This window comes from Paracoccus sp. (in: a-proteobacteria), from assembly GCF_030538755.1.
Taxonomy (GTDB): domain Bacteria; phylum Pseudomonadota; class Alphaproteobacteria; order Rhodobacterales; family Rhodobacteraceae; genus Paracoccus.
On record NZ_JAUNTJ010000012.1, the window covers coordinates 14,923 to 35,649 of the forward strand.

At 63.5% G+C, this 20,727-nt stretch carries 18 protein-coding genes; 12 read left to right on the forward strand and 6 right to left on the reverse strand.

Going from position 1 to position 20,727, the window contains the following annotated elements:
* The first annotated feature begins 57 nt into the window (after positions 1-57).
* Positions 58-972 (forward strand): sulfite exporter TauE/SafE family protein, encoded by a 915-nt coding sequence (locus Q4G14_RS08910; protein ID WP_303361389.1) that lies wholly within the window; start codon positions 58-60, stop codon positions 970-972.
* Positions 969-1,814 carry a TIGR02186 family protein gene (locus Q4G14_RS08915; protein ID WP_303361390.1) on the forward strand — a complete coding sequence of 282 codons (846 nt, stop codon included), beginning with the start codon at positions 969-971 and terminating at the stop codon, positions 1,812-1,814. Before Q4G14_RS08910 ends, Q4G14_RS08915 begins: the two co-directional genes overlap by 4 nt.
* Positions 1,815-2,384: 570 nt before the next feature.
* On the opposite strand, the gene Q4G14_RS08920 is transcribed toward Q4G14_RS08915, so the two are convergent.
* Together Q4G14_RS08920 and Q4G14_RS08925 are read right to left on the reverse strand one after the other, a co-directional pair.
* Positions 2,385-3,347: an L-malyl-CoA/beta-methylmalyl-CoA lyase gene (locus Q4G14_RS08920; RefSeq protein WP_303361391.1), complete on the reverse strand. Its 963-nt coding sequence runs from the start codon at positions 3,345-3,347 to the stop codon at positions 2,385-2,387.
* Positions 3,348-3,478: 131 nt separating this feature from the next.
* Positions 3,479-4,810: an MFS transporter gene (locus tag Q4G14_RS08925; RefSeq protein ID WP_303361392.1), complete on the reverse strand. Its 1,332-nt coding sequence runs from the start codon at positions 4,808-4,810 to the stop codon at positions 3,479-3,481.
* A gap of 275 nt (positions 4,811-5,085) precedes the next feature.
* Between Q4G14_RS08925 and Q4G14_RS08930 the strand changes: the two genes are divergently transcribed.
* On the forward strand, positions 5,086-5,946 hold the full coding sequence (locus tag Q4G14_RS08930; RefSeq protein ID WP_303361393.1) for a D-amino-acid transaminase: 861 nt from the start codon (positions 5,086-5,088) through the stop codon (positions 5,944-5,946).
* Positions 5,947-6,175: 229 nt separating this feature from the next.
* Here the strand turns inward: Q4G14_RS08930 and Q4G14_RS08935 are convergent, their stop codons facing one another.
* On the reverse strand, positions 6,176-6,916 hold the full coding sequence (locus Q4G14_RS08935; protein WP_303361394.1) for an N-formylglutamate amidohydrolase: 741 nt from the start codon (positions 6,914-6,916) through the stop codon (positions 6,176-6,178).
* Positions 6,917-7,030: 114 nt separating this feature from the next.
* Between Q4G14_RS08935 and pyk the strand changes: the two genes are divergently transcribed.
* The 9 genes from pyk (at position 7,031) to pheT (ending at position 17,853) form a co-directional block, all read left to right on the forward strand.
* The gene (gene pyk / locus Q4G14_RS08940) at positions 7,031-8,476 is read left to right on the forward strand and encodes a pyruvate kinase (protein WP_303361395.1); all 1,446 of its coding nucleotides are present in this window, start codon (positions 7,031-7,033) and stop codon (positions 8,474-8,476) included.
* A 36-nt stretch (positions 8,477-8,512) separates the two neighbouring features.
* Positions 8,513-8,755 carry a hypothetical protein gene (locus Q4G14_RS08945; protein WP_303361396.1) on the forward strand — a complete coding sequence of 81 codons (243 nt, stop codon included), beginning with the start codon at positions 8,513-8,515 and terminating at the stop codon, positions 8,753-8,755.
* Between the two features lie 106 nt (positions 8,756-8,861).
* Complete coding sequence (gene rpmI, locus Q4G14_RS08950) at positions 8,862-9,062, forward strand: 50S ribosomal protein L35 (RefSeq protein WP_303361397.1); 201 nt, start codon at positions 8,862-8,864, stop codon at positions 9,060-9,062.
* Between the two features lie 13 nt (positions 9,063-9,075).
* A complete protein-coding gene (gene rplT, locus Q4G14_RS08955) occupies positions 9,076-9,435 on the forward strand; it encodes a 50S ribosomal protein L20 (RefSeq protein ID WP_303361398.1) in 360 nt (119 codons plus the stop codon).
* Positions 9,436-9,651: 216 nt separating this feature from the next.
* Positions 9,652-11,028 carry a cytochrome P450 gene (locus Q4G14_RS08960; protein ID WP_303361464.1) on the forward strand — a complete coding sequence of 459 codons (1,377 nt, stop codon included), beginning with the start codon at positions 9,652-9,654 and terminating at the stop codon, positions 11,026-11,028.
* Between the two features lie 40 nt (positions 11,029-11,068).
* Positions 11,069-12,166 (forward strand): acyltransferase, encoded by a 1,098-nt coding sequence (locus tag Q4G14_RS08965; protein ID WP_303361399.1) that lies wholly within the window; start codon positions 11,069-11,071, stop codon positions 12,164-12,166.
* A 65-nt stretch (positions 12,167-12,231) separates the two neighbouring features.
* Positions 12,232-13,641: a sodium:alanine symporter family protein gene (locus Q4G14_RS08970; protein ID WP_303361400.1), complete on the forward strand. Its 1,410-nt coding sequence runs from the start codon at positions 12,232-12,234 to the stop codon at positions 13,639-13,641.
* A gap of 104 nt (positions 13,642-13,745) precedes the next feature.
* The gene (gene pheS / locus Q4G14_RS08975) at positions 13,746-14,828 is read left to right on the forward strand and encodes a phenylalanine--tRNA ligase subunit alpha (RefSeq protein ID WP_303361401.1); all 1,083 of its coding nucleotides are present in this window, start codon (positions 13,746-13,748) and stop codon (positions 14,826-14,828) included.
* A gap of 637 nt (positions 14,829-15,465) precedes the next feature.
* Positions 15,466-17,853, forward strand: a complete 2,388-nt coding sequence (pheT, locus tag Q4G14_RS08985; RefSeq protein ID WP_303361403.1) for a phenylalanine--tRNA ligase subunit beta — start codon at positions 15,466-15,468, stop codon at positions 17,851-17,853.
* 57 nt (positions 17,854-17,910) lie between these two features.
* Here the strand turns inward: pheT and lpxK are convergent, their stop codons facing one another.
* Genes lpxK through Q4G14_RS09000 form a run of 3 tightly spaced genes read right to left on the reverse strand, consistent with a single transcriptional unit; the run spans position 17,911 to position 20,320 of the window.
* A complete protein-coding gene (gene lpxK, locus Q4G14_RS08990) occupies positions 17,911-18,897 on the reverse strand; it encodes a tetraacyldisaccharide 4'-kinase (protein ID WP_303361404.1) in 987 nt (328 codons plus the stop codon).
* Positions 18,894-20,075, reverse strand: a complete 1,182-nt coding sequence (locus Q4G14_RS08995; RefSeq protein WP_303361405.1) for a 3-deoxy-D-manno-octulosonic acid transferase — start codon at positions 20,073-20,075, stop codon at positions 18,894-18,896. The genes lpxK and Q4G14_RS08995 overlap by 4 nt, the downstream gene beginning before the upstream one ends.
* Complete coding sequence (locus Q4G14_RS09000) at positions 20,075-20,320, reverse strand: DUF4170 domain-containing protein (RefSeq protein WP_303361406.1); 246 nt, start codon at positions 20,318-20,320, stop codon at positions 20,075-20,077. The genes Q4G14_RS08995 and Q4G14_RS09000 overlap by 1 nt, the downstream gene beginning before the upstream one ends.
* Between the last annotated feature and the right edge of the window lie 407 nt (positions 20,321-20,727).

A 20,727-nucleotide genomic window follows, 5' to 3' on the forward strand; every position in this document is an offset into this window, starting at 1 on the left:
CCTTTGACGCCGCCCCGCAGCACGGGCAGGATAGGGAAAGGGCACAACAGGCAGGCCATGCAGATCTACCTTCCTATCGCCGAAGTTTCGGTCAATGCGTTCACGCTGATCGGCCTTGGCGGCATTGTCGGATTGATGAGCGGGCTGTTCGGCGTCGGCGGCGGCTTTCTGATTACGCCACTGCTGTTCTTTATCGGTATCCCCCCCGCCATCGCGGTGGCGACCGGGGCCAATCAGGTCGTCGCCTCGTCGGTCAGCGGGGTGCTGGCGCATCTGAAGCGCAAGACGGTCGATTTCCGCATGGGCGGGGTCTTGCTGGCGGGGGGGATGGTCGGGTCGTGGCTGGGCGTCTGGGTCTTTACCCTGCTGCAACGGCTGGGGCAGGTCGATCTGGTGGTGCAGCTTTGCTATGTGGTGTTTCTGGGCCTGATCGGGGTGATGATGTTGCAGGAAAGCCTGCGCGCCCTGTCTGCCAGCCGCAAACCCGCCGTGCGCAAGCGGCTGCATCAGCATAATTGGGTGCATCGCCTGCCGCTGAAGGTGAAATTCCGGGCGTCGGGCCTGTATATCAGCGTTATCCCGCCGCTGGTGGTCGGGCTGCTGGTCGGGGTGCTGGCCGCGATCATGGGGGTGGGCGGCGGCTTTATCATGGTGCCCGCGATGATCTACCTGCTGGGGATGCCGACCAAGGTCGTCGTCGGCACCTCGTTGTTTCAGATCACTTTTGTGACCGCCTTTACCACGCTGATGCACGCGGTCAGCTATAATACCGTCGATGTCATGCTGGCGGTGCTGCTGATCGTGGGCGGTGTGACCGGGGCGCAACTGGGCACGCATCTGGGGGCAAGGCTGCGGGCCGAACAGTTGCGCATCCTGCTGGCGCTGCTGGTGCTGGCGGTCTGCGGCAAGCTGGCGCTGGACCTGTTCCTGCGGCCCGATGACCTGTATTCCGTCGCGGTGGGCCGGACATGAGGGCGCTTGTGCTGGCCGCATTGCTGTTCGCCCTGCCTGCCGCCGCCGCCGTCGCGCAGCAATCGGATGACGTGTACCCCACCTATCGCGATTTCGGCCGCCCCGATACCGAAACCGGCAATCCCCCCCCGCAGGAAGAGGTCGTCGCCGGGCTGTCCAGCGATGCGGTGGCGATCACCGCCAGCTTTGACGGGTCCGACATCCTGATCTATGGCGCGGTCAAGCGTGAAACTCCGATCCCCTCCGGCCCGCCCTTGCAGGTGATCGTCACGGTCGAGGGGCCGGGTCAGGTGCTGACCATCCGGCGCAAGGCGCGGCGCTTTGGCATCTGGATCAACACCGAATCGCTGCATGTCGGGGCCGTGCCCAGCTTTTACGTCGTGGCGACATCGGCCCCGCTGTCGCAGATATTGCGGCCCGATTACGACACCCGCTATCGCATCTCGGTGCCGCTGGCGATGCGCGCCTTCGCCGGCCCGGTCGAGGTGGAAGACGCGGTTGCCTTTACCGAATCGCTGGTCCGCCAGCGTCAGCAGGACGGCATCTACCGGCTGGACGAAGGCGATGTTCACATTGCCGAACAAACCCTGTTCCGCGCCGACGTGCGCCTGCCCGCCAATCTGATCGAGGGCGAATACCGCACCCGCATCTTTCTGCTGCGCGATGGCCGCATCATCGACGTCTATCGCGCCCCGATCGAGGTGCGGAAGGTCGGTCTGGAACGCTGGCTTTACCGCATGGCCTTTGACCAGCCGCTGCTTTACGGCCTGATGTCGCTGGCGGTCGCCGTCATCGCGGGCTGGGGTGCCTCGGCCGCGTTCCGGCTGGCGCGGCGGAATTAAGGCCCGCTCTCGGGCGCGATGCGGGCGATATGGCGGGCCAGCAGGCGGGTGGCCCGGGCGCCAACCTCGGTGCCGCCGCCGGTCAGCGTTCATTTCATCCGCGACGAGGGCTGAAACCACGCAGATCATCCGGGGCAGGGCGCAGAAACGGGTTCCGCTTGCAGGCCCAGCCTCTCCCATGATTGCATCCCGCGACAACCGGCCAGCCACGCCATGCCGCGCGAAACAGGAACCGGATCGGCGGTTCCGCAAATCATGGCCGTGAACAAGCCAGCGCCGCATTGGTCAAGGACCACGCTGCAAGGCATCACTGATCCGGTCAGGAATGGCGCTGGCGGGGTGAATAGGCCCGACCTGTCATTCCGCCCCTTGGGCAGGCCCCCCCGTCACGCCCTCAAAGGTTAACACTTCCGCGCCCAAACTCGCCGAGCCTGCGCGCGCTGTGCACAGCCTGTGTACAACCTGTGCACGCCTTGTGCACAGGTTGTGCCGCATCGAAACCAGCAAACGCTGGCCCCGCGCCCTGTTGCAACGCGCGCCGCCCCTGTCGCAACGCGCGCTGCTGTTGCGTTAACCTTTGGCCGCGATCTTGTCGGCCTGATCGACGATCACCTGCGCCTGTTTGATCGAGGCGATGTCCACCAGCCGCCCCTTATAGACCGTCGCCCCGGCGCCGGTGCGGGTGGCTTCCTCCATCGCGGCCAGAATCTCGCGCGCTTCGGTCACGGCCTTTTCGTCGGGCGAAAACACCTCATTGGCCAGCGCCACCTGACTGGGATGGATCGCCCATTTGCCAACCATGCCCAAAGTCGCCGAACGCAGCGCCTGCGCGCGGAAACCCTCGGGATCGCTGAAATCGCCGAACGGTCCATCCACCGGCAAAACGCCATGCGTGCGGCAGGCGGCGACGATCTTGGCCTGCGCCCAATGCCACGGATCGGACCAGTATTTCGCCCCCTCGCGGTGCATGTAATAGTTTTCCTGCGTCCCGCCGATCCCCGTGGTCGCCATCCCCATCGAGGCCGCGAAATCCGCCGCACCAAGGCTGATCGCCTCCATCCGGGGCGAGGCCGCGGCGATTTCCTCGACATGGCAGATACCGGCGGCGGTTTCGATAATCGCTTCAAAAGCAATGGGTTTTGACCGGCCCTTGGCCTTTTCCACCGCCGTCACCAGCGCATCGACGGCATAGATGTCGCTGGCGTTGCCGGCCTTGGGGATCATGATCTGATCCAGCCGATCCCCCGCCTGTTCCAGCAGGTCCACCACATCGCGATACCAGAACGGCGTATCCAGCCCGTTGATGCGCACCGAAACGGTTTTGTCGCCCCAATCCACGTCGCCGATGGCGGCAATGATGTTCTTGCGCGCCTGTTCCTTGTCGTCCGGGGCGACCGAATCTTCCAGATCGAGGTTGATGACATCCGCCGCCGAGGCCGCCATCTTTTCAAACAGCGCGGGGCGAGAGCCGGGGCCGAACAGCTGGCAGCGGTTCAGACGTGCGGCGGGCAAAGGCTGGGTGCGAAAGCTCATCTTCGGCCTTTCGGAAAGTTGCGTGAAAACCTGCCTGATGGCTAGATTATTGCCGCCCCCCTTGCAAGGCGCATCTCGCACCCGCAGCAAAAAGCCGCGCCAGCAGAACCGGCGCGGCTGAATTTCGTGCGTCAGCGTCGATCAGTGACCGCCGCCGCCGCAGGCATGGGCAGGTTGCTGACCGGCTGGTTCGGCCTGGTGCGGATCATCAGCGTCGCCAGCGCCGCAAGGATCAGCAGCACACCGGCAAAGCTGATGGCGGTGCTGGGGTTCGACCCAAGGAAGGTCTTGTAGATAAAGCCGAATGTCACCGTCTCGATCAGCATCGGGATCACGATCATCATGTTGATGATGCCCATATAAACGCCATAGCGTTCCTTGGGGATCTCGGTCACGGCGATCAGATAGGGCACGCCCATCATGCTGGCCCAGCCGATCCCGAACCCGATCATCGGCACGAACAGCATGTATTTGTTGGTGATATGCGGAAAGATCAGCAGCGCCGCCCCGGCCAGCGTCACGGCAAAGGCGTGAACCATCTTGGGTGCCCAGCGATGCGCCAGCCAGACCAGACCAAAGGCCGAAGAAAAGGTCACGACGTTATAGAAGCCGTTAACCAGCCCGGTCCAGCCCACGGCCTCTTGATACAGGGCATGATCGGCGACGGTGGCATTCCAGACAGATTTTGCAATGGAATGCGACACATACTGCCAATAGATGAACATCGCATACCACTGGAACAGGTAAACCAGCGCCAGTTGCCACAGCGCACTGGGCATGGTGCGGATGGCGTCAAAGATTTCCGCGACGGCGGCAAACAGCCCCTTGGGCTTGGCGCGCAGTTCCTCCAGCTCGGCCGGGGTCGGCGGGTTTTCCGGCGTGGACAGCACCGAAATCAGAACCGACCCGATCGAGCAGATCGCCCCGACATAGAACGACCCGAATACCCAATAGGGGATGCCCGATTCCGTCACGCCGCCGATGTATTTCTGGAACACATACAGCGACACGTTCGCCAGCGTGATGCCAAGCCCGGTGAAAAAGCTCTGCATCAAAAAGCCGGTGGCGTGCTGACCGGCGGGCAGCTTGTCGGCGATAAAGGCGCGATACGGCTCCATCGCGGTGTTGTTGCTGATGTCCAGCATCCACAGCAGCAGAACCGCCATCCAAAGCGCGGTGACATGCGGATAAAAGAACAAACAGATCGAACAGCCGATGGCGCCGATCAGGAAATACGGGCGCCGGCGGCCAAGGCCGGGCACCCAGGTGCGGTCAGACAGCGCGCCGATGATCGGCTGCACGATCAGCCCCGTCACCGGCCCCGCCATGTTCAGCAGCGGCAGTTGTTCCGGGTTGGCGTTCAGAAAGCTGAACACCGGGTTGATCGCCGTCTGCTGCAAGCCAAAACTGTATTGAATTCCGAAAAAACCGAAATTCATCAACATGATTTGACGAAATGTCATTGCTATTCGTGGATCGACTGTCATTTTTTCCCCCAAGTGACATGCCGCAGGCAACGGAGGATCGACGGCCCCCATGCCGCGAATCGCCTTCCGTTGGCGCTAGCGATAGCGCAAACACGATAAATTTATAGTTACAATATTGTCGCATGGCGCGGCTTTGGGCGGGATCGTTCCTGCGGCGCATTTTTTGCCGGATTTTTGGGCAGATTCGGCAAGCCTTGACGGGCCGTTCCTTTCGGCGGAAACCCACGCCATGTCAATAAAAGGATAGCAAGATGACCCGCACCGTTTATGTGAACGGCGATTACCTGCCCGAAGATCAGGCGATGGTTTCGGTGTTCGACCGCGGCTTTCTGATGGCAGATGCGGTGTATGAAGTGACCAGCGTGCTGGACGGCAAGCTGATCGACTTTGCCGGGCATCTGCTGCGTCTGAAACGGTCGCTGGCCGAGCTGGACATGGCCAATCCGCACAGCGATGACGAATGGCTGGCGATCCATCGCCGCATGGTGGCGGATAACGGCATCGACGAAGGGCTGATCTATCTTCAGGTCACGCGCGGCAACCCCGGCGACCGCGATTTCGCCTATCCGCCTGCCGATACCGCGCCGACCGTGGTTCTGTTCACCCAGGCCAAGGCGAATCTGGCCGACAGCCCGGCGGCCAGGGTTGGCGTCAGCGTCATCTCGGTGCCGGATCTGCGTTGGGGGCGGCGCGACATCAAGACGGTGCAATTGCTGTATCCGTCGATGGCCAAGATGGCGGCCAAGGCGGCGGGGGCCGATGATGCGTGGTTCGTCGAGGACGGTTTCGTGACCGAGGGCAGCAGCAACAATACCTATATCGTCAAGGATGGCGTCATCATCACCCGCGCGCTGTCGAACGATATTCTGCACGGCATCACCCGCGCCGCCGTGCTGCGCTTTGCCGCCGAGGCGCAGATGAAGATCGAGGAGCGCAACTTTACCATCGCCGAGGCTCAGGCCGCGGATGAGGCGTTTTACACGTCGGCGTCGGCCTTTGTGATGCCGGTGGTTTCGGTTGACGGGGTGTCGGTTGGGGATGGCGCTCCCGGTCCGGTGGCGGCCCGCCTGCGCGACGTTTATCTTGAGGAAAGCCGCAAATCGGCGGTCTGACCCGCCCGAAGATGCGTATTTGGGCAAACAGGAAGCCCCGAGCGCCTTAGGCGAACCGCGCTTTGGTGCGGTTCGCGATGGCCATCAGCGACAGCGTGAGTCGATGGTCCGACAGCGCCGCCGGATCATCGTCGGATAGAGTATCGCCCGGATCAGTGCTGCGATGGCCAGATTGATGCTGGTAAATTCGGCCGCAGCGATGGCGGCGAACCGGCCGGGCATTGCCCCCTCAGACCTCTGCCTGCGCCAGCACCTGTGTCAGCACCGGGGCCAGCCGCGCCGCCCATTCGCGTTGGCCCGCATCGTCGCGGATCAGGTCGTTGCGCAGCTCGATCAGCACGTTCGGGCGCCCCGGCTTCAGCGCGTGGCGGTCGATGGAATCGCCGTCCAGATGCCCGGCGTAGGGTTCGTTGTCGCCGGTGATCCAGCCTTGTTCGCGGCAGGCGGTAATCAGCGGCGGGCCAAGGCGTTCGTCGTCATGCGAATACAGCACCCCTATCTGCCACGGCCGGGGCGCGCGGCCTTGCAGGCGGGGGGTGAAGGAATGCACCGCGCAGATGCAGCGGTCAGGGTGCTGTGCCGCCAGTGCCCCAAGCGCGGCGTGATAGGGCCGGTGCAGCCGTTCCAGCCGCCGCAGCTTTTCTTCGGGCGAGGCGTGTTTGTTGGCGGGAATCACCGTGCCGTCATACAGCCGCATCAGCAGCGTCGGGTCATCTTCGCCGCGATTCGGGTCGATCACCAGCCGCGAGAAATTGGAAAAGATCGCCGGTGCGTCCAGCAGCTTGGCCAGATGCGCCGCCACGCCCGCCGCGCCGACATCATAGGCGATATGGCGCGCCATATCCTGCGGTGCGATGCCCAGATCTCCGCCCGCCACCCAGCCGGGCACATGATTCGTTGCATGATCGCATGTCACCAGCCAGCGCGAGGGGCGGTCGGCCCCGGTGATCCAGAATGCTTCGTCCGTCATGATTCCGCCGTAATTGACCCGCAGGATTTAGGCCATCGAGGCGCGTAACACCAGTTGCCACCACAAGTTGAATCCGGCATAGATAGCGCAAACACGGTCAAAAGGACGGAACGGATGAGACGCCATCGCAATGTGAAAATCGTCGCCACGCTTGGCCCGGCCTCCAGCGACTATGAAACCATCCTTGCGCTGGCCGAGGCTGGCGCCGATGTGTTCCGCCTGAACATGAGCCACGGCAGCCACGAGGATCACCGCGCCCGCCACGCCGCCATCCGCCGCGTGGAAGAGGAAACCGGCCGCCCCATCGCGATTCTGGCCGACCTGCAAGGGCCAAAGCTGCGCGTCGGTCCCTTTGCCAGCGGTGCCCATGATCTTGAGGAAGGCGACAGCTTTCGCTTTGATCTGGATGCGGTGCCGGGCGACGGGCAGCGGGTGCAACTGCCGCACCCCGAAATTTTCGCGGCCTTGCAGCCCGGATCGGAACTGCTGGTCAATGACGGCAAGATCCGCCTGCGCGTCAATGACTGCGGCCCCGATTTCGCCAATTGCACCGTGACGGTGGGCGGCACGATTTCCGACCGCAAGGGCGTGAACGTGCCCGATGTGGTGCTGCCGCTGGCCGCCCTGTCCGACAAGGATCGTGACGATCTGGAATTCGCCTGCGAACTGGGGGTGGACTGGCTGGCGCTGTCCTTTGTCCAGCGCCCCGAGGATGTCGAGGAGGCCAAGCAACTGGCGCGGGGCCGTGCCGCCATTCTCTCCAAGATCGAAAAACCCGCCGCGGTCAAGGCTTTCACTGAAATTCTGGCCGTATCCGATGGCATCATGGTGGCGCGCGGCGATCTGGGGGTGGAACTGCCGGTGCATTCGGTGCCGCCGATTCAGAAACGTCTGGTGCGCCATTGCCGCGCGGCGGCCAAGCCGGTGATCGTCGCCACGCAGATGCTGGAATCCATGATCGAAAGCCCGATGCCCACGCGGGCCGAGGTCAGCGACGTGGCCACCGCCATCTATGAGGGCACCGACGCCATCATGCTGTCCGCCGAAAGCGCGGCAGGCCAGTATCCGGTCGAGGCCGTCACCACGATGGACAGCGTGGCGCGCAGCGTCGAAAGCGACCCGACCTATCGCGAGATCATCGAATCCAGCCGCAAGGCCAAGCTGCACAGCATTGCCGACGGGATCGTGACCGCCGCGCGCGAGATTGCCGAAACCACCGACATCGCCGCGATCTGTGCCTTTACGCAATCCGGCGCGACCGCCCGCATCGCCGCGCGCGAACGCCCGCGTGTGCCGATCATCGCCATGTCCTCGCTGATGGGCACGCTGCGGCGGCTGTCGCTGTCCTGGGGCTGCCATTGCTTCAAGACGCCGGAACTGGTCCGCTTCAAACAGGCGGTGGTGAACGCGGCCCGTGTCGCCCGCGATCACGGGTTTGCCGATGACGACGATCATATCGTCGTGGTGGCCGGGGTGCCGTTCAACGTGCCGGGCACGACGAACATTCTGCGCATCGCGCCTTGCGACGAACGCTTGATCTATCGCACCGACCCTGACTAAGTGGCGGTGAATGTTTCAATCTGTCGCGTGACCCATATGACCGACCTTCTGCTTCTTGGCGGCATTGCCCTGTGCCTGCTGTCGGTGATCTTCGCCATCGTGCAACTGGCCCAGACCCGCCCGCCGCGTGCTGCGGCGATCCTGCTGGTGCTGGGCATCGCCGCCATTCTGGCAGTGCCGTTCCTTGATGGCCCGACCCGGATCAGCGCCGATGGCGTTACCGAGGCCTGGCACCGGGTAACGGGCGACGCCGCGCCCGAACCTGCGCCCGCGCAATAACCGCTTGCATTTACGCAGCCGCGCCTCTATACGGCGCGCTTCCACCCGCGTGGCCGGCCCCGTCTGGCATTGCCGAGCCGCGCGTTCACTCTGAAAGGAGACGAAAATGCCTAAGATGAAGACCAAAGCGGCCGCGAAAAAGCGGTTCTCGATGACGGCGACGGGCAAGGTCAAATCGGGTCAGGCCGGCAAACGCCACGGCATGATCAAACGCACGACCAAGTTCATCCGCGATGCGCGCGGCACGATGATCCTCAGCGAAGCTGATACCAAGATCGTCAAGAAATACATGCCCTACGACCGCTGAGGAGAGCTGAGATATGTCCCGCGTTAAATCCGGCAAAGTCACCCACGCCCGCCACAAAAAGGTTCTGGATCAGGCCAAGGGCTATTACGGCAACCGCTCGCGCAACTTCCGCACCGCGACTCAGGCCGTTGACAAAGCCAACCAATATGCGACCCGCGACCGCAAGAACCGCAAGCGCAACTTCCGCGCCCTGTGGATTCAGCGGATCAACGCCGCCGTCCGCGCCATCGACGCCGACCTGACCTATTCGCGCTTCATCAACCTGCTGTCGAAATCCGGCATCGAGGTTGACCGCAAGGTTCTGGCCGATCTGGCCATCCACGAACCCGAGGCATTCGGCGCCATCGTCGAAAAAGCCCGCGCCGCCGCCTGATCGGCCCACGCGCAAGCATCAGGAATACAGGCCGTCCCGCTCGGGGCGGCTTTTTCATGTCTGACAGGTTGCGAAAACGCCCGCCGCTTCCTGTTTGTCCAAATACGCACCTTGGGGCGCGGCCTTGCCAACCCAACCGCCCGTCCGCTCACACAGCCGTTGTTGGCGACCTGCCGGGTTCCGGTCTATGCTGCAACGGAACAGGGAAAGGGCAATATGGAGGGCACCTCGTCAGATCATGGCACAAGGCCCGAGCCGGTCAAGGTGCAACTGGCCACGCGCCCCTTGGGGATCATCGCCTCGGCCATGACCGCGCGGCGCAATTTGCTGGAACTGATCCCGGAACTGGCGCTGCGTCAGCCGATGGTGTCGGGCAAACTGGGCATCCGCTGGCATATGGTGATGGACCCGGAGGCGCTGGAACGGGTGCTCAAGGACCGGGTAGACGATTATCCCAAATCCTCGGTCACGCGGATGCTGCTGGAACCGGCAATCGGCCAGTCGCTGTTTGTCGCCGAGGGCGCGCATTGGCGGTGGCAGCGGCGGGCCGCGGCGCCGGTCTTTGCCACCCGCAACGTGCAGGCATTGGGTCCGGTGATGACCGCCGCCGCGCGGGCCAGTGCCGAAAGGGTGGCGCGGGCGGGTGGTCAATCCATTGATCTGTTTCAGGAAACCGTCGCCGCGACCTTCGAGGTCATCTCGGATGTCACCTTTTCAGGCGATGATGTGTTTGACCGCGATCTGGTTCACGGCGCGATTGATGCCTATATCGCGCAGACCGCCAAGGTCTCGGTTCTTGACGTGCTGGGCCTGCCCGCTTGGGTGCCACGGCCGGGGCGTCTGATCTCGGGGTCATCGCTCAAGCGGATGAAATCCTTTGCCGACCGCGCCATCGCCGAACGGACCACGCGCGGGCCGCGCCCGGTGCCCGATCTGCTGGACCTGTTGCGCGCAGGGCAAGACCCGGAAACCGGACGCCGCATGAGCCGCGATGAGCTGCGCGACAACCTGCTGACTTTTATCGTGGCGGGCCATGAAACCACCGCACTGACCCTGGCCTGGGCGCTGTATCTGTGCGCCTTTGACCCTGCCATACAGGATCGCGCCGCAGCCGAGTCGCAGGCCGTGCTGGCTGGCCGTGACGCCGCCGAGGCCGCAGACCTGCCCGCGTTGCCGCTGCTGACGCGGATCGTCGATGAAACGCTGCGCCTTTATCCGCCCGCCGCCTTTCTGTCGCGCACGGCCCGCAAGGCCGACACACTCGGCGGGCGCGAGGTGCGCCCCGGTGATACGGTGATGCTGCCGATCTATGCGCTGCACCGTCATCGGATGTGGTGGCGCCACCCCGATGCCTTTGATCCAGACCGCTTTTTGACAGCACCCGGCAAAAACACGTTCCTGCCCTTTGGCGCAGGGCCACGCATCTGCATCGGCGCGAATTTCGCCGTGCAAGAGGCCGTCATCATTCTGGCGACGCTGCTGGCCCGGTTCCGCTTTGATCCCGCCCCCGACCATCCCCCGCCACAGCCGCGAATGATCCTGACCCTGCGCCCCGCCGGAGGTGTATGGTTGCGCGTCACGCCACGCACATGATATGCGCGGCTATCCTGTTTCACGGTTTTTGTTTTCTGCCATGCGCCCGACACCCGATCACCAGAGCTTTCTGGAAACCCGCCATTTCGCATCGCTGGATGGATTGCGCTTTATCTGTATCGCTGCGGTGCTGTGGCATCATTCCGATCTGATGCGCAGCGTTGACGCGGTTCTGGCCAAGCGTGGCTTTACCGGCGTTGACTTTTTCTTCGTCATCAGCGGTTTTCTGATTACGACTCTGCTGCTGCGCGAACGCGCGAACACGGGCACGGTATCGTTGCGCGGCTTTTACTGGCGGCGGTTCTTGCGGATCATCCCGATCTATTTCCTCGCCGTGACGGCGGTTGCAGCCTATTACATTCTGGTCAAGGGGCAGACGCAATATCTTGAAATCCTGCCGTTTTACTATCTGTTCCTGTCGAATTACCTGCCTGAACACATCCCGATGCTGTCGATCACCTGGTCGCTGTCGGTTGAAGAGCAATATTACGTTGTCTGGCCGCTGTTGCTTGTCCTGACACCATGGCGATGGGTGCCCGCGCTGCTGGTGGTGCTGATCGGGGTGAATATTGCCGGCGCGATGGGGACGCTTGCTCCGTTTGGTATCCGCGCGTTCGAACTGGGACCGCTGTTCATGCAGATTGGCGCGGTGGGCTATGCGCCGATTCTGATGGGGTCGCTGGCAGCGGTCATGCTGCACAGCACGCGCGGCTTTAACCTGATCGCGCCGGTTCTGGGCCGCCGCTGGATGCCGCTGGCGCTGTTCCCGGCCATCTTGCTGCTGCTGCAATTCCTGCCGGGCAATCTGACCGGCTGGCCCAACCTGCTGCTGCATGGCACGATGACTGCCGCCCTGATCTCGATCGTTGTGCGCGAGGATAACATCCTGCGCCCGGCCCTGACGCTGGCCCCGATCGCAAGGGTGGGGCAGGTCAGCTATGGCATTTACATCTATCATCTGATCGCGCTGCATGTGGTGAACATGATCGGTCTGGGGCAGGGAATGGCGCAATTCCTGATCTATTCGGCCCTGTCCTATGTTCTTGCCGAGCTGAGTTTCCGAACAGTCGAGGCATATTTTCAGCATTTGCGGCACAAGCAGGTCGGTTCGGTCGGTCGCGCGCCTGAAACCGTATGAACCGCTTGCGTGGTTGCGCAAACAGGCAGACAGTCCCCTAAAGGTAGAAAAGAAAGGGGGACATCATGGTCTGGGTGATAGATCAGCTGAACACCATCTTCTGGGGCTATATCCTGATCTATGGCCTGCTGGGCGTAGGTCTGTATCTGACGATCCGGCTGGGCTTTTTGCAGTTCCGCCACTTTGGCGAACTGTTTCGCTGCGTTCTGGGGTCCAGCCAGTCTGACAAGGACGGGATCTCGCCCTTTCAGGCGCTGACCGTTTCGCTGGCCAGTCGTGTCGGCACCGGCAATATCGCCGGGGTTGCGGTGGCGCTGACCCATGGCGGGCCGGGGGCGATTTTCTGGATGTGGATGGTGGCGCTGGTCGGCATGGCCACGGCCTATTCCGAATCGATGCTGGCGCAGCTTTACAAGGTGCATGGCCCCGGCGGCATGTATCGCGGCGGCCCGGCCTATTACATCTCGCATGGTTTGAGGCTGCCTTGGCTGGGCGCGCTGTTCTCGGTCGCGCTGATTATCAGTTTCGGCCTGATTTTCAACGCCGTGCAGGCCAATTCCATTGCCGAGGCCATGACCGGCGTCACCGGCATCAGCAAGCTGTGGATCGGTCTGGGCGTCGCAGTTCTGGCTGGCATCATTATCTTTGGCGGTATTCCGCAAATCGCGCGCGTGGCCGAATTTGTGGTGCCTTTCATGGCGGGCGCTTATTTGCTGGCCGCGATCTGGGTGCTGACCACGAATTTCAGCGAAGTGCCCGGCATTCTGGGCCATATCGTGAAAAACGCCTTCGGGATCGAGCAGGCCGCATGGGGCACTGCTGGCGGTATCATGGCGGCGGCGCTGAACGGTATCCGGCGCGGGCTGTTCTCGAACGAGGCGGGCATGGGGTCGGCCCCCAATATCGCCGCTGTCGCCACGCCGAACCCGCATCATCCCTCCAGTCAGGGCTTTGTGCAGGCGCTTGGGGTCTTTATCGACACGATTCTGGTCTGCACCGCGACCGCCGTGATGATCCTGCTGTCAGGCGCGATCCCGTCGGAAACCCTGACCGGAGTGGCGCTGACGCAGACGGCTCTGGGCGAACATTTCGGCAGCTTTGGGCATACGTTTGTGGCCGTGGCGATCTTCTTTTTCGCCTTTACCTCGATCATCGGGAATTATGCCTATGCTGAAAACTCGGTGATTTTTCTGGGGCATGGCAATCCGGCGACTGTTACGGCGCTGCGCGTGGGGGTGATGGCCATGGTGGTCTGGGGCGCGGTTCAGGCCGTGGGGACGGTGTTCGATTTCGCCGATGCCTCGATGGGGGTGATGGCGACGATCAACCTGATCGCCGTGGTGCTGCTGTCGGGCACCGTCGCCGCCGTCACGCGCGATTATCTGCGCCAGCGGGCCGACGGGCGCGAGCCGGAATTCCGCGTCAGCGATCATCCGGGGATCGCCCCCGGCGTGGATCGCGGCATCTGGGGCTGACCGGGGCCGCTGCGCCTTGATGCGGAACGAAATTGCGGGCGCGGCGGTCTTTTCGCCGCGCCCGCTGCATGATAACGCATCCTCCGACCGGAAAGGATGCTGACATGACCGACCTTGCCCCTCTGCGCCAGACCTGGCTGACCCGTATTGCCGACGCCACCGACCCTGCCGCGATCGAGGATGTGCGCGTCGCCGCCTTGGGCAAAAAGGGCGAAATCAGCCTGATGATGCGCGAACTGGGCAAGATGACGCCCGAGGACCGCGCCACCGCCGGGGTTGCCCTGAACCAGTTGCGCGACGAGGTGGACGCCGCCCTGCGTGCCCGCAAGACCGCGCTGGAGGATGCGGCGCTGGACGCTCGTCTGGCGGGCGAGTGGCTGGACGTGACCCTGCCGGGCCGCCCGCGCCCGGCTGGCACCATCCACCCCGTGTCGCAGGTCATGGACGAAGTGACGACGATCTTTGCCGATATGGGTTTTGCCGTGGCCGAGGGGCCGCAGGTCGAATCCGACTGGTATAACTTTGACGCGCTGAACATCGCCCCGGAACACCCGGCGCGGCAGGAACATGATACCTTTTTCATGGCGCGGGCCGAGGGCGATACCCGCCCGCCGCATGTGCTGCGCACCCACACCAGCCCGGTGCAGATCCGCGCCATGCAGGAACAGGGCGCGCCGATCCGCGTGATCGCGCCGGGCCGCGTCTATCGCATGGACATGGACCAGACCCACACCCCGATGTTCCATCAGGTCGAGGGGCTGGCCATCGGTCGCGACATTTCCATGGCCAACCTGAAATGGACGCTGGAGGAATTCTGCCGCGCCTTTTTCGAGGTCGATCAGGTCGAACTCCGCTTCCGCGCCAGCCATTTCCCCTTTACCGAGCCGTCAGCCGAGGTGGACATCCGCTGTAGCTGGGAAGGCGGCAAGCTGACCATCGGCGAGGGGGATTCGTGGCTGGAAATCCTCGGCTCCGGCATGGTCCACCCCAAAGTGCTGGAGGCGGCGGGCGTGGACCCGACCGAATGGCAGGGCTTCGCCTTTGGCATGGGCATCGACCGCATCGCGATGCTGAAATACGGCATCCCTGATCTGCGCGCGTTCTTTGAAAGCGATCTGCGCTGGCTGCGGCATTATGGGTTCGCGGCGGGCGATGTGCCGAGTGTGGCCGGGGGGCTGTCGCGGTGATCTGTAGGGGGTGCGTGTGAACACGCACCCTACGGCGCGTAGGGTGTGTGCTTGCACGCACCAATGACATTGCTCTGTGTCTCCCGGCGAAAGGATGAATACGGCCAATCCTCTGGCTGGCTCACAAGGCCATGCTTGACCGGGTTCCACCAGCAATAGCGGATATGCGCAGTAAGATCGGCCTCGTCTCTGATATGGTGTTCCCAAAAGCGTCGCTGCCATAGCCCCCGCTCATTCCGCCTTATATGGCTGGCGCGGCGCGGCCCAATCGGCAAACTGCGTGAGAAGCGCGACTTGATAAGCCGCCAGCGCACGGAGTAATCTGTATCGTCGTCAGGCAGTTGCCAGATACAATGCATATGGTCGGGTAACACAACCCATGCAATGATCCCGAAAGGCCGCTCTGCCCGCGTCATCTGCACTGCCTGTCGGAGCGGTGCATTTTCATCGACCAATATGCGGGAACTGCGCTGCGCCAGAGCAACGGTGAAGAAAATTGGGACGCCAGGCCGACGAGGACGGATATAACGCGACATGCCTGACATATAGCCGCATCACGTTAATAAAGCGTTTCGGCTCCCCTCTGGACGCTTTCATTATCCGGGGCTAATCACGGGGCAACCAAAAGGAGCCGTAAATGAAATTCACCCTCTCCTGGCTCAAAGAGCATCTCGACACCACCGCCACCGTCTCGGAAATCGCCGAGGCGCTGACCGATCTTGGCCTTGAGGTCGAGGACATCATCGACCCGGCGGCCAGGCTGGCGGGCTTTACCATCGCGCGGATCGCTCATGCGGAACAGCACCCGGATGCTGACCGGCTGCGGGTGCTGCGTGTGGAAACGGATGAGGGCGAAAAGCAGATCGTTTGCGGTGCGCCGAATGCGCGGGCAGGGCTGGTTGGTGTGCTGGCCAAGCCGGGCGATTATGTTCCCGGCATCGACACCACCCTGTCGGTCGGTAAAATCCGCGGCGTGGAAAGCCACGGCATGATGGCCAGCGAACGCGAGCTGGAACTGTCTGACGAACATGACGGCATCATCGAGTTGCCCTCGGGCGCGGTCGGGCAGCGGTTTACCGATTGGCTGGCGGAACATGCGCCCGAAAAGATCGACCCGATGATCCATATCAAGATCACGCCGAACCGCCCCGACGCGCTTGGCGTGCGGGGGATCGCGCGTGATCTGGCGGCGCGGGGGCTTGGGGTGCTGAAACCTTTGGCCGATGTATCGGTCGAGGGGCGGTTTGACAGCCCGATTGGCGTCAGCATTGCGCCTGAAATTGCTGAAAAGGCGCCGTTTTTCGCGGGTCGTGTGGTGCGCGGCGTCAAGAATGGGTCGTCGCCTGACTGGTTGCAGCAGCGGCTGCGGGCCATTGGTTTGCGCCCCATTAGCACTCTGGTCGATATTACCAACCTGTTCACCTATGACCTGAACAGGCCGCTGCATGTCTTTGATGTTGGCCGCATTTCTGGCGGGCTTAAGCTGCGCGCCGCGAAGGCGGGCGAACAGGTGACGGCGCTGGACGATAAGACCTACAGCCTGCCGGAAGGTGCCGTGGTGATCTGCGACGATCACGGGCCGGACAGTATCGCGGGGGTGATGGGCGGCGCGCGCTCGGGCAGTCAGGGGGACACGACGGATGTCTTTATCGAGGCGGCCTATTTCGACCCGATCAGCATCGCCGCGACAGGGCGGGCGCTGAAGATCAACTCGGATGCGCGTTATCGCTTTGAACGCGGCATCGACCCGGCCTTTACGCTGGAGGGGCTGGATCGCGCGACGCAAATGGTGATCGACCTTTGCGGCGGCGAGCCGTCGCATGTTGTGACGGCGGGCGCGGTGCCCGACAAGACCCGCGCCTATCGGCTGGACCCCGCGCGCACGGCCAGCCTCGTCGGGCTGGATATTCCGGCAGATGTTCAACGCAAGACGCTGGAATCGCTTGGATTCACCATGGATGGCGATATGGCGCAGGTGCCAAGCTGGCGCCCCGACATTCTGGGAGAGGCCGATCTGGTCGAAGAGATCGCCCGGATCGCCAGCCTGACCAGATTGCAGGGCAAGCCGCTGCCGCGCCCGCGCCCGGGCGTGCCGCGCCCGGTGCTGACGCCCTTGCAAGTTCGCGAAAAGGCCGCGCGGCGGATGGCGGCAAGCCTTGGCTATAATGAATGCGTTACCTACAGCTTTATCAGCGCGGATCAGGCGACGTTGTTTGGCGGCGGGGCTGATGCGGTGCGGGTTGATAACCCGATTTCCTCGGAAATGACCCATCTGCGGCCGGATTTGCTGCCGGGCTTGCTGGCAGCGGCGGCGCGCAATCAGGCGCGCGGCTTTGCCGATCTGGCGCTGTTCGAGGTTGGCCCGGTCTTTTCGGGTGGTGAGCCGGGCGATCAGGCGCTGCAACTGGCTGGCCTGCTGGTCGGTGCGACGGCACCGCGCGATCCGTTCGGCTCTCGCCGCAAGGTTGATCTGTATGATGCCAAGGCCGATGTCGAGGCGCTGCTGTCGGCCATCGGCGCTCCGGCCAAGGCGCAGATCAACCGCAAGCTGGACGGCTGGTGGCATCCGGGCCGGGCGGGGAATATTGCTTTGGGTCCGAATGTTCTGGCGACATTCGGCGAGTTGCACCCGCGCGTGCTGAAGGCGATGGATGTCAAAGGTCCGGCAGTGGCCTTTACCCTGCATATCGCCGCTGTGCCTTTCCCGAAAACGCGCACTCCGGCACGGCCCGCGCTGGATAGCTCGGGCTTGCAAGCGGTCGAGCGGGACTTTGCCTTTGTCGTCGATGCGCAGGTCGAGGCGCTGACATTGGTTAATGCCGCAGCGGGGGCGGACAAGGCGCTGATCGAAAAAGTCAGCGTGTTCGACCAGTTCACCGGGCTGGACGGCGGTCAGAAATCCATTGCGATTACCGCCCGGCTGCAACCACGCGACAAGACCCTGACCGATGCCGAGATCGAGGCCGTCAGCGCCAAGATCATCGACAAGGTGACAAAGGCGACCGGCGGCAGTTTGCGGACATGAGAAAGGGGGCGCTCGCGCCCCCTCTTGGCCTGCGGCCAATTCACCCCCTGAGGATATTTAGGGACCAAAGATGCCGGCTTGGGTCAGGAGTTTGTCCAGCGCTGTGTTCAGGGGCGTGGGGTCGTTCAGTTCCAGCCGCACGGGCAGTGCCAGCACCTTGGGGCGGAAGCTGCGGGGCAGGCGCACGGCGTCTTTTTCTGTCGTCACCAGTTGCGCCCCCAGCAAGCGGGATTCAGTTTCCAGACGGGTCAGCAGGGCGGGGGTGAAGGGCTGGTGATCGTCCAGCGCCTCGGCTCGTGCGATGTCTGCGCCCAGAGTGCGCAGGGTGGCAAAGAATTTTTCCGGGTGGCCGATTCCGGCAAAGGCCAGCACTCTGTGCCCCTGCCAGTCGATGCCGGTCTGGAGTGGCGTCAGCCTGCCATGCAGCAGCGGGGGGGCTTTGGTCGGGGGGCTGAAGCCATCGCCGATTGCCAGCAGCAGATCGGCGCGGGCCAGCCCGGTTTGAACCGGTTCGCGCAGCGGGCCGGCGGGCAGGCACATGCCGTTGCCGAACCCTTTGGCGGCATCGACCACGATCAGTGACAGGTCATGGGCCAGCGATCCATCCTGAAAGCCATCATCCAGCACGATGGCCTGCGCGCCTGCCGCAACGGCGGCCTGTGTGGTCGCCAGCCGGTCCTTGCCGACCCAGACCGGCCCGAAGGCTGCGATCAGCAAGGGTTCGTCGCCGGTCAGGGCGGTATCGTGCGAACGTTCGTCCACGCGCAGGGGGGCGGTTGCCTGTCCGCCATAGCCGCGGGACACGACATGCGCCGCCACGCCGCGTGTCTGCAAAAGCTGCATCAGATGGATCACGGTCGGCGTTTTTCCGGTGCCGCCTGCGTTCAGATTGCCGACGCAGATCACCGGCACCTCCAGCCGGTTCCGCGCCCCCCGAGCCAATCGGCGCGATGTTCCTGCGGCGTAAAGCGCGCCCAAGGGTGACAGCAGGCGGGCCGCCCATGTTGGCGGGGAGCGATACCAAAAGCGGGGAGGGCGGGTCATGTGGGCGCTCTTTCGTGGATCAGGTCCAGCACGGGCTGCGCAATTTGCCGTGCAACCACTGCGCCGCCGGTGCTGACTGTCCATGCGTGGCCAGCCAGCCGCGCGGCCAGCTCGGGCTGGATCAGGTCGGCCACCGCATCGGCCAATCCGGCGGCATCGCGCACGCTGCGGCTGGCCCCGGCGCCGTCCAGCTGTCGCCACTCGGTTTCAAAGGCACCGATGGCCGGGCCGCGGATGATGGCCGATCCAAGTGCCGCAGGTTCAAAGGGATGGCGCGCCTCGCCATCGCGGCCAGACAGGGTGCCGCCCATGAAACTGACCTGAGCCAGCCGATACCACAGGCCGATTTCCTGCATATCCTCGGCCACGAGAACCTGAACCTCGCTTGTCGGGTCTTCTTCGTCGTTGCGCCGTGCGACGGCCAGACCGCTGGTTTCCAGCGCGTCCGCCAGCGATGCCGCGCGTTCGGCGCGATTGGGCACAAAGATCAGCAACGCCCGGTGCGATTGGCGCAGGGCGGCGCGGTGAGCCTCGATCACGGCCTGTTCTTCGGCCAGGGGGACAGATGCGGCCAGCCAGATCAGGCGCCCGCGCAACATGGTGGCCAGTGCCATGCGTTCCGCCTCGACACAGGGTAGGGGGTCGTGGATTTCGGCGACTGGCCCGGTCAGCCGCAGGCGGGCCTCGGCCACGCTCAGCAGCCGTGCGGCATCGCGCGAAGGTTGGTCGGCGACCATGACAAGGGTCAGCGATGACATCAAACGCCGCTGCATCCCGCCCGAGAGCGTCCACCCCGAGGTGTTGGCGTTGATCTGCGCCTCGATCAGGATCACGGGGATATTGGCGCGTGTCGCGGCGTCGATCAGCGCGGGGGGCAGGGCGTCACCGAACAACAGCACCGCAGAGGGCCGGGCGTTGGTGATGAACTGCGGCGCGGCCACCGGATCGTCGCTGAAATCCGGCACATTATCCTGCCCCGGCAAGATCAGCCGGATGTCCGGGGCCATCAGGCGCATCGCCTCGGTCACGCGGCGGATGGCCGGGCGTGTGCCAGTGCCGGGGCAGAGGACGATCAGCGGGCCGTCGCCCGAGGGCAAGTCGTATGGGTCCAGCCGGGCAGCGGGGCGGTTGCGCAGGTGCAGCCACAGCCCCAAGGCACCCAGCCCCGCCCGCGACATCAGATTCCCAGTTCTGCGGTCGGGCTGTTTTGCTGTGCCTCGTCCGTCAGGCGGTGCAGGTGGGCGATGAAATAGCGGGTCGAGGCGCTGTCAACGGTTCGCTGTGCCTCGGCCTTCCATGCGTCGAAGGCCAGTGCGTAGTTGGGATAGATCCCGACGACATGAATATCTTTCGTGTCCTGGAATTCGGTGCTTTGTGTATCGACCAGTTCGCCGCCGAACACGAGATGAAGTCTTTGGGTCATGGTTGGTCCTGTTTGGGTCGTGGGGCGACATTAGCGCGTTGATGTTTCGAACCCAAGGGGTCTGAATAGCGGCTTTGATTAAAATGCTGCGGGTAATTGCTTTGCCCCGAATCGTCCTTTGCGCTAGATCGGTGTTGCGACGGCAGAAAGCCAGTCAACGAAATCTGAACTCTGATGCGTGTGGTGGTATGGGGCACGCTGGGGGTGAAGGGTTCCGGCTGACACTGGGGCGGTCGGAACCCTTCGTTTTAATTTTGCGGCGTTATTGGGTGGCCGCTGGCTTGATGGTTGCTGCACACCGGGCTGGTTGTATCGGGGCAACGGGCAGGGTGGGCGTGCTGACTGCTTACACGATGTAGTGACGCGCGATTTTGGCGCGGGCAGGGGGGCATTTCGCCGGATGCGCG

Excerpts from the sequence above, each read along its gene's own strand:
- Q4G14_RS08910 (WP_303361389.1), top strand. The coding sequence starts at position 58 with ATGCAGATCTACCTTCCTATCGCCGAAGTTTCGGTCAATGCGTTCACG.
- rplT (WP_303361398.1), top strand. The coding sequence starts at position 9,076 with ATGTCCCGCGTTAAATCCGGCAAAGTCACCCACGCCCGCCACAAAAAG.
- Q4G14_RS08925 (WP_303361392.1), bottom strand. The coding sequence starts at position 4,810 with ATGACATTTCGTCAAATCATGTTGATGAATTTCGGTTTTTTCGGAATT.
- Q4G14_RS08995 (WP_303361405.1), bottom strand. The coding sequence starts at position 20,075 with ATGTCGCGGGCGGGGCTGGGTGCCTTGGGGCTGTGGCTGCACCTGCGC.
- pyk (WP_303361395.1), top strand. The coding sequence starts at position 7,031 with ATGAGACGCCATCGCAATGTGAAAATCGTCGCCACGCTTGGCCCGGCC.
- Q4G14_RS08935 (WP_303361394.1), bottom strand. The coding sequence starts at position 6,916 with ATGACGGACGAAGCATTCTGGATCACCGGGGCCGACCGCCCCTCGCGC.
- Q4G14_RS08960 (WP_303361464.1), top strand. The coding sequence starts at position 9,652 with ATGGAGGGCACCTCGTCAGATCATGGCACAAGGCCCGAGCCGGTCAAG.
- pheT (WP_303361403.1), top strand. The coding sequence starts at position 15,466 with ATGAAATTCACCCTCTCCTGGCTCAAAGAGCATCTCGACACCACCGCC.
- Q4G14_RS08915 (WP_303361390.1), top strand. The coding sequence starts at position 969 with ATGAGGGCGCTTGTGCTGGCCGCATTGCTGTTCGCCCTGCCTGCCGCC.
- Q4G14_RS08930 (WP_303361393.1), top strand. The coding sequence starts at position 5,086 with ATGACCCGCACCGTTTATGTGAACGGCGATTACCTGCCCGAAGATCAG.
- Q4G14_RS08945 (WP_303361396.1), top strand. The coding sequence starts at position 8,513 with ATGACCGACCTTCTGCTTCTTGGCGGCATTGCCCTGTGCCTGCTGTCG.
- Q4G14_RS08920 (WP_303361391.1), bottom strand. The coding sequence starts at position 3,347 with ATGAGCTTTCGCACCCAGCCTTTGCCCGCCGCACGTCTGAACCGCTGC.
- Q4G14_RS08970 (WP_303361400.1), top strand. The coding sequence starts at position 12,232 with ATGGTCTGGGTGATAGATCAGCTGAACACCATCTTCTGGGGCTATATC.
- lpxK (WP_303361404.1), bottom strand. The coding sequence starts at position 18,897 with ATGACCCGCCCTCCCCGCTTTTGGTATCGCTCCCCGCCAACATGGGCG.
- pheS (WP_303361401.1), top strand. The coding sequence starts at position 13,746 with ATGACCGACCTTGCCCCTCTGCGCCAGACCTGGCTGACCCGTATTGCC.
- Q4G14_RS09000 (WP_303361406.1), bottom strand. The coding sequence starts at position 20,320 with ATGACCCAAAGACTTCATCTCGTGTTCGGCGGCGAACTGGTCGATACA.
- Q4G14_RS08965 (WP_303361399.1), top strand. The coding sequence starts at position 11,069 with ATGCGCCCGACACCCGATCACCAGAGCTTTCTGGAAACCCGCCATTTC.
- rpmI (WP_303361397.1), top strand. The coding sequence starts at position 8,862 with ATGCCTAAGATGAAGACCAAAGCGGCCGCGAAAAAGCGGTTCTCGATG.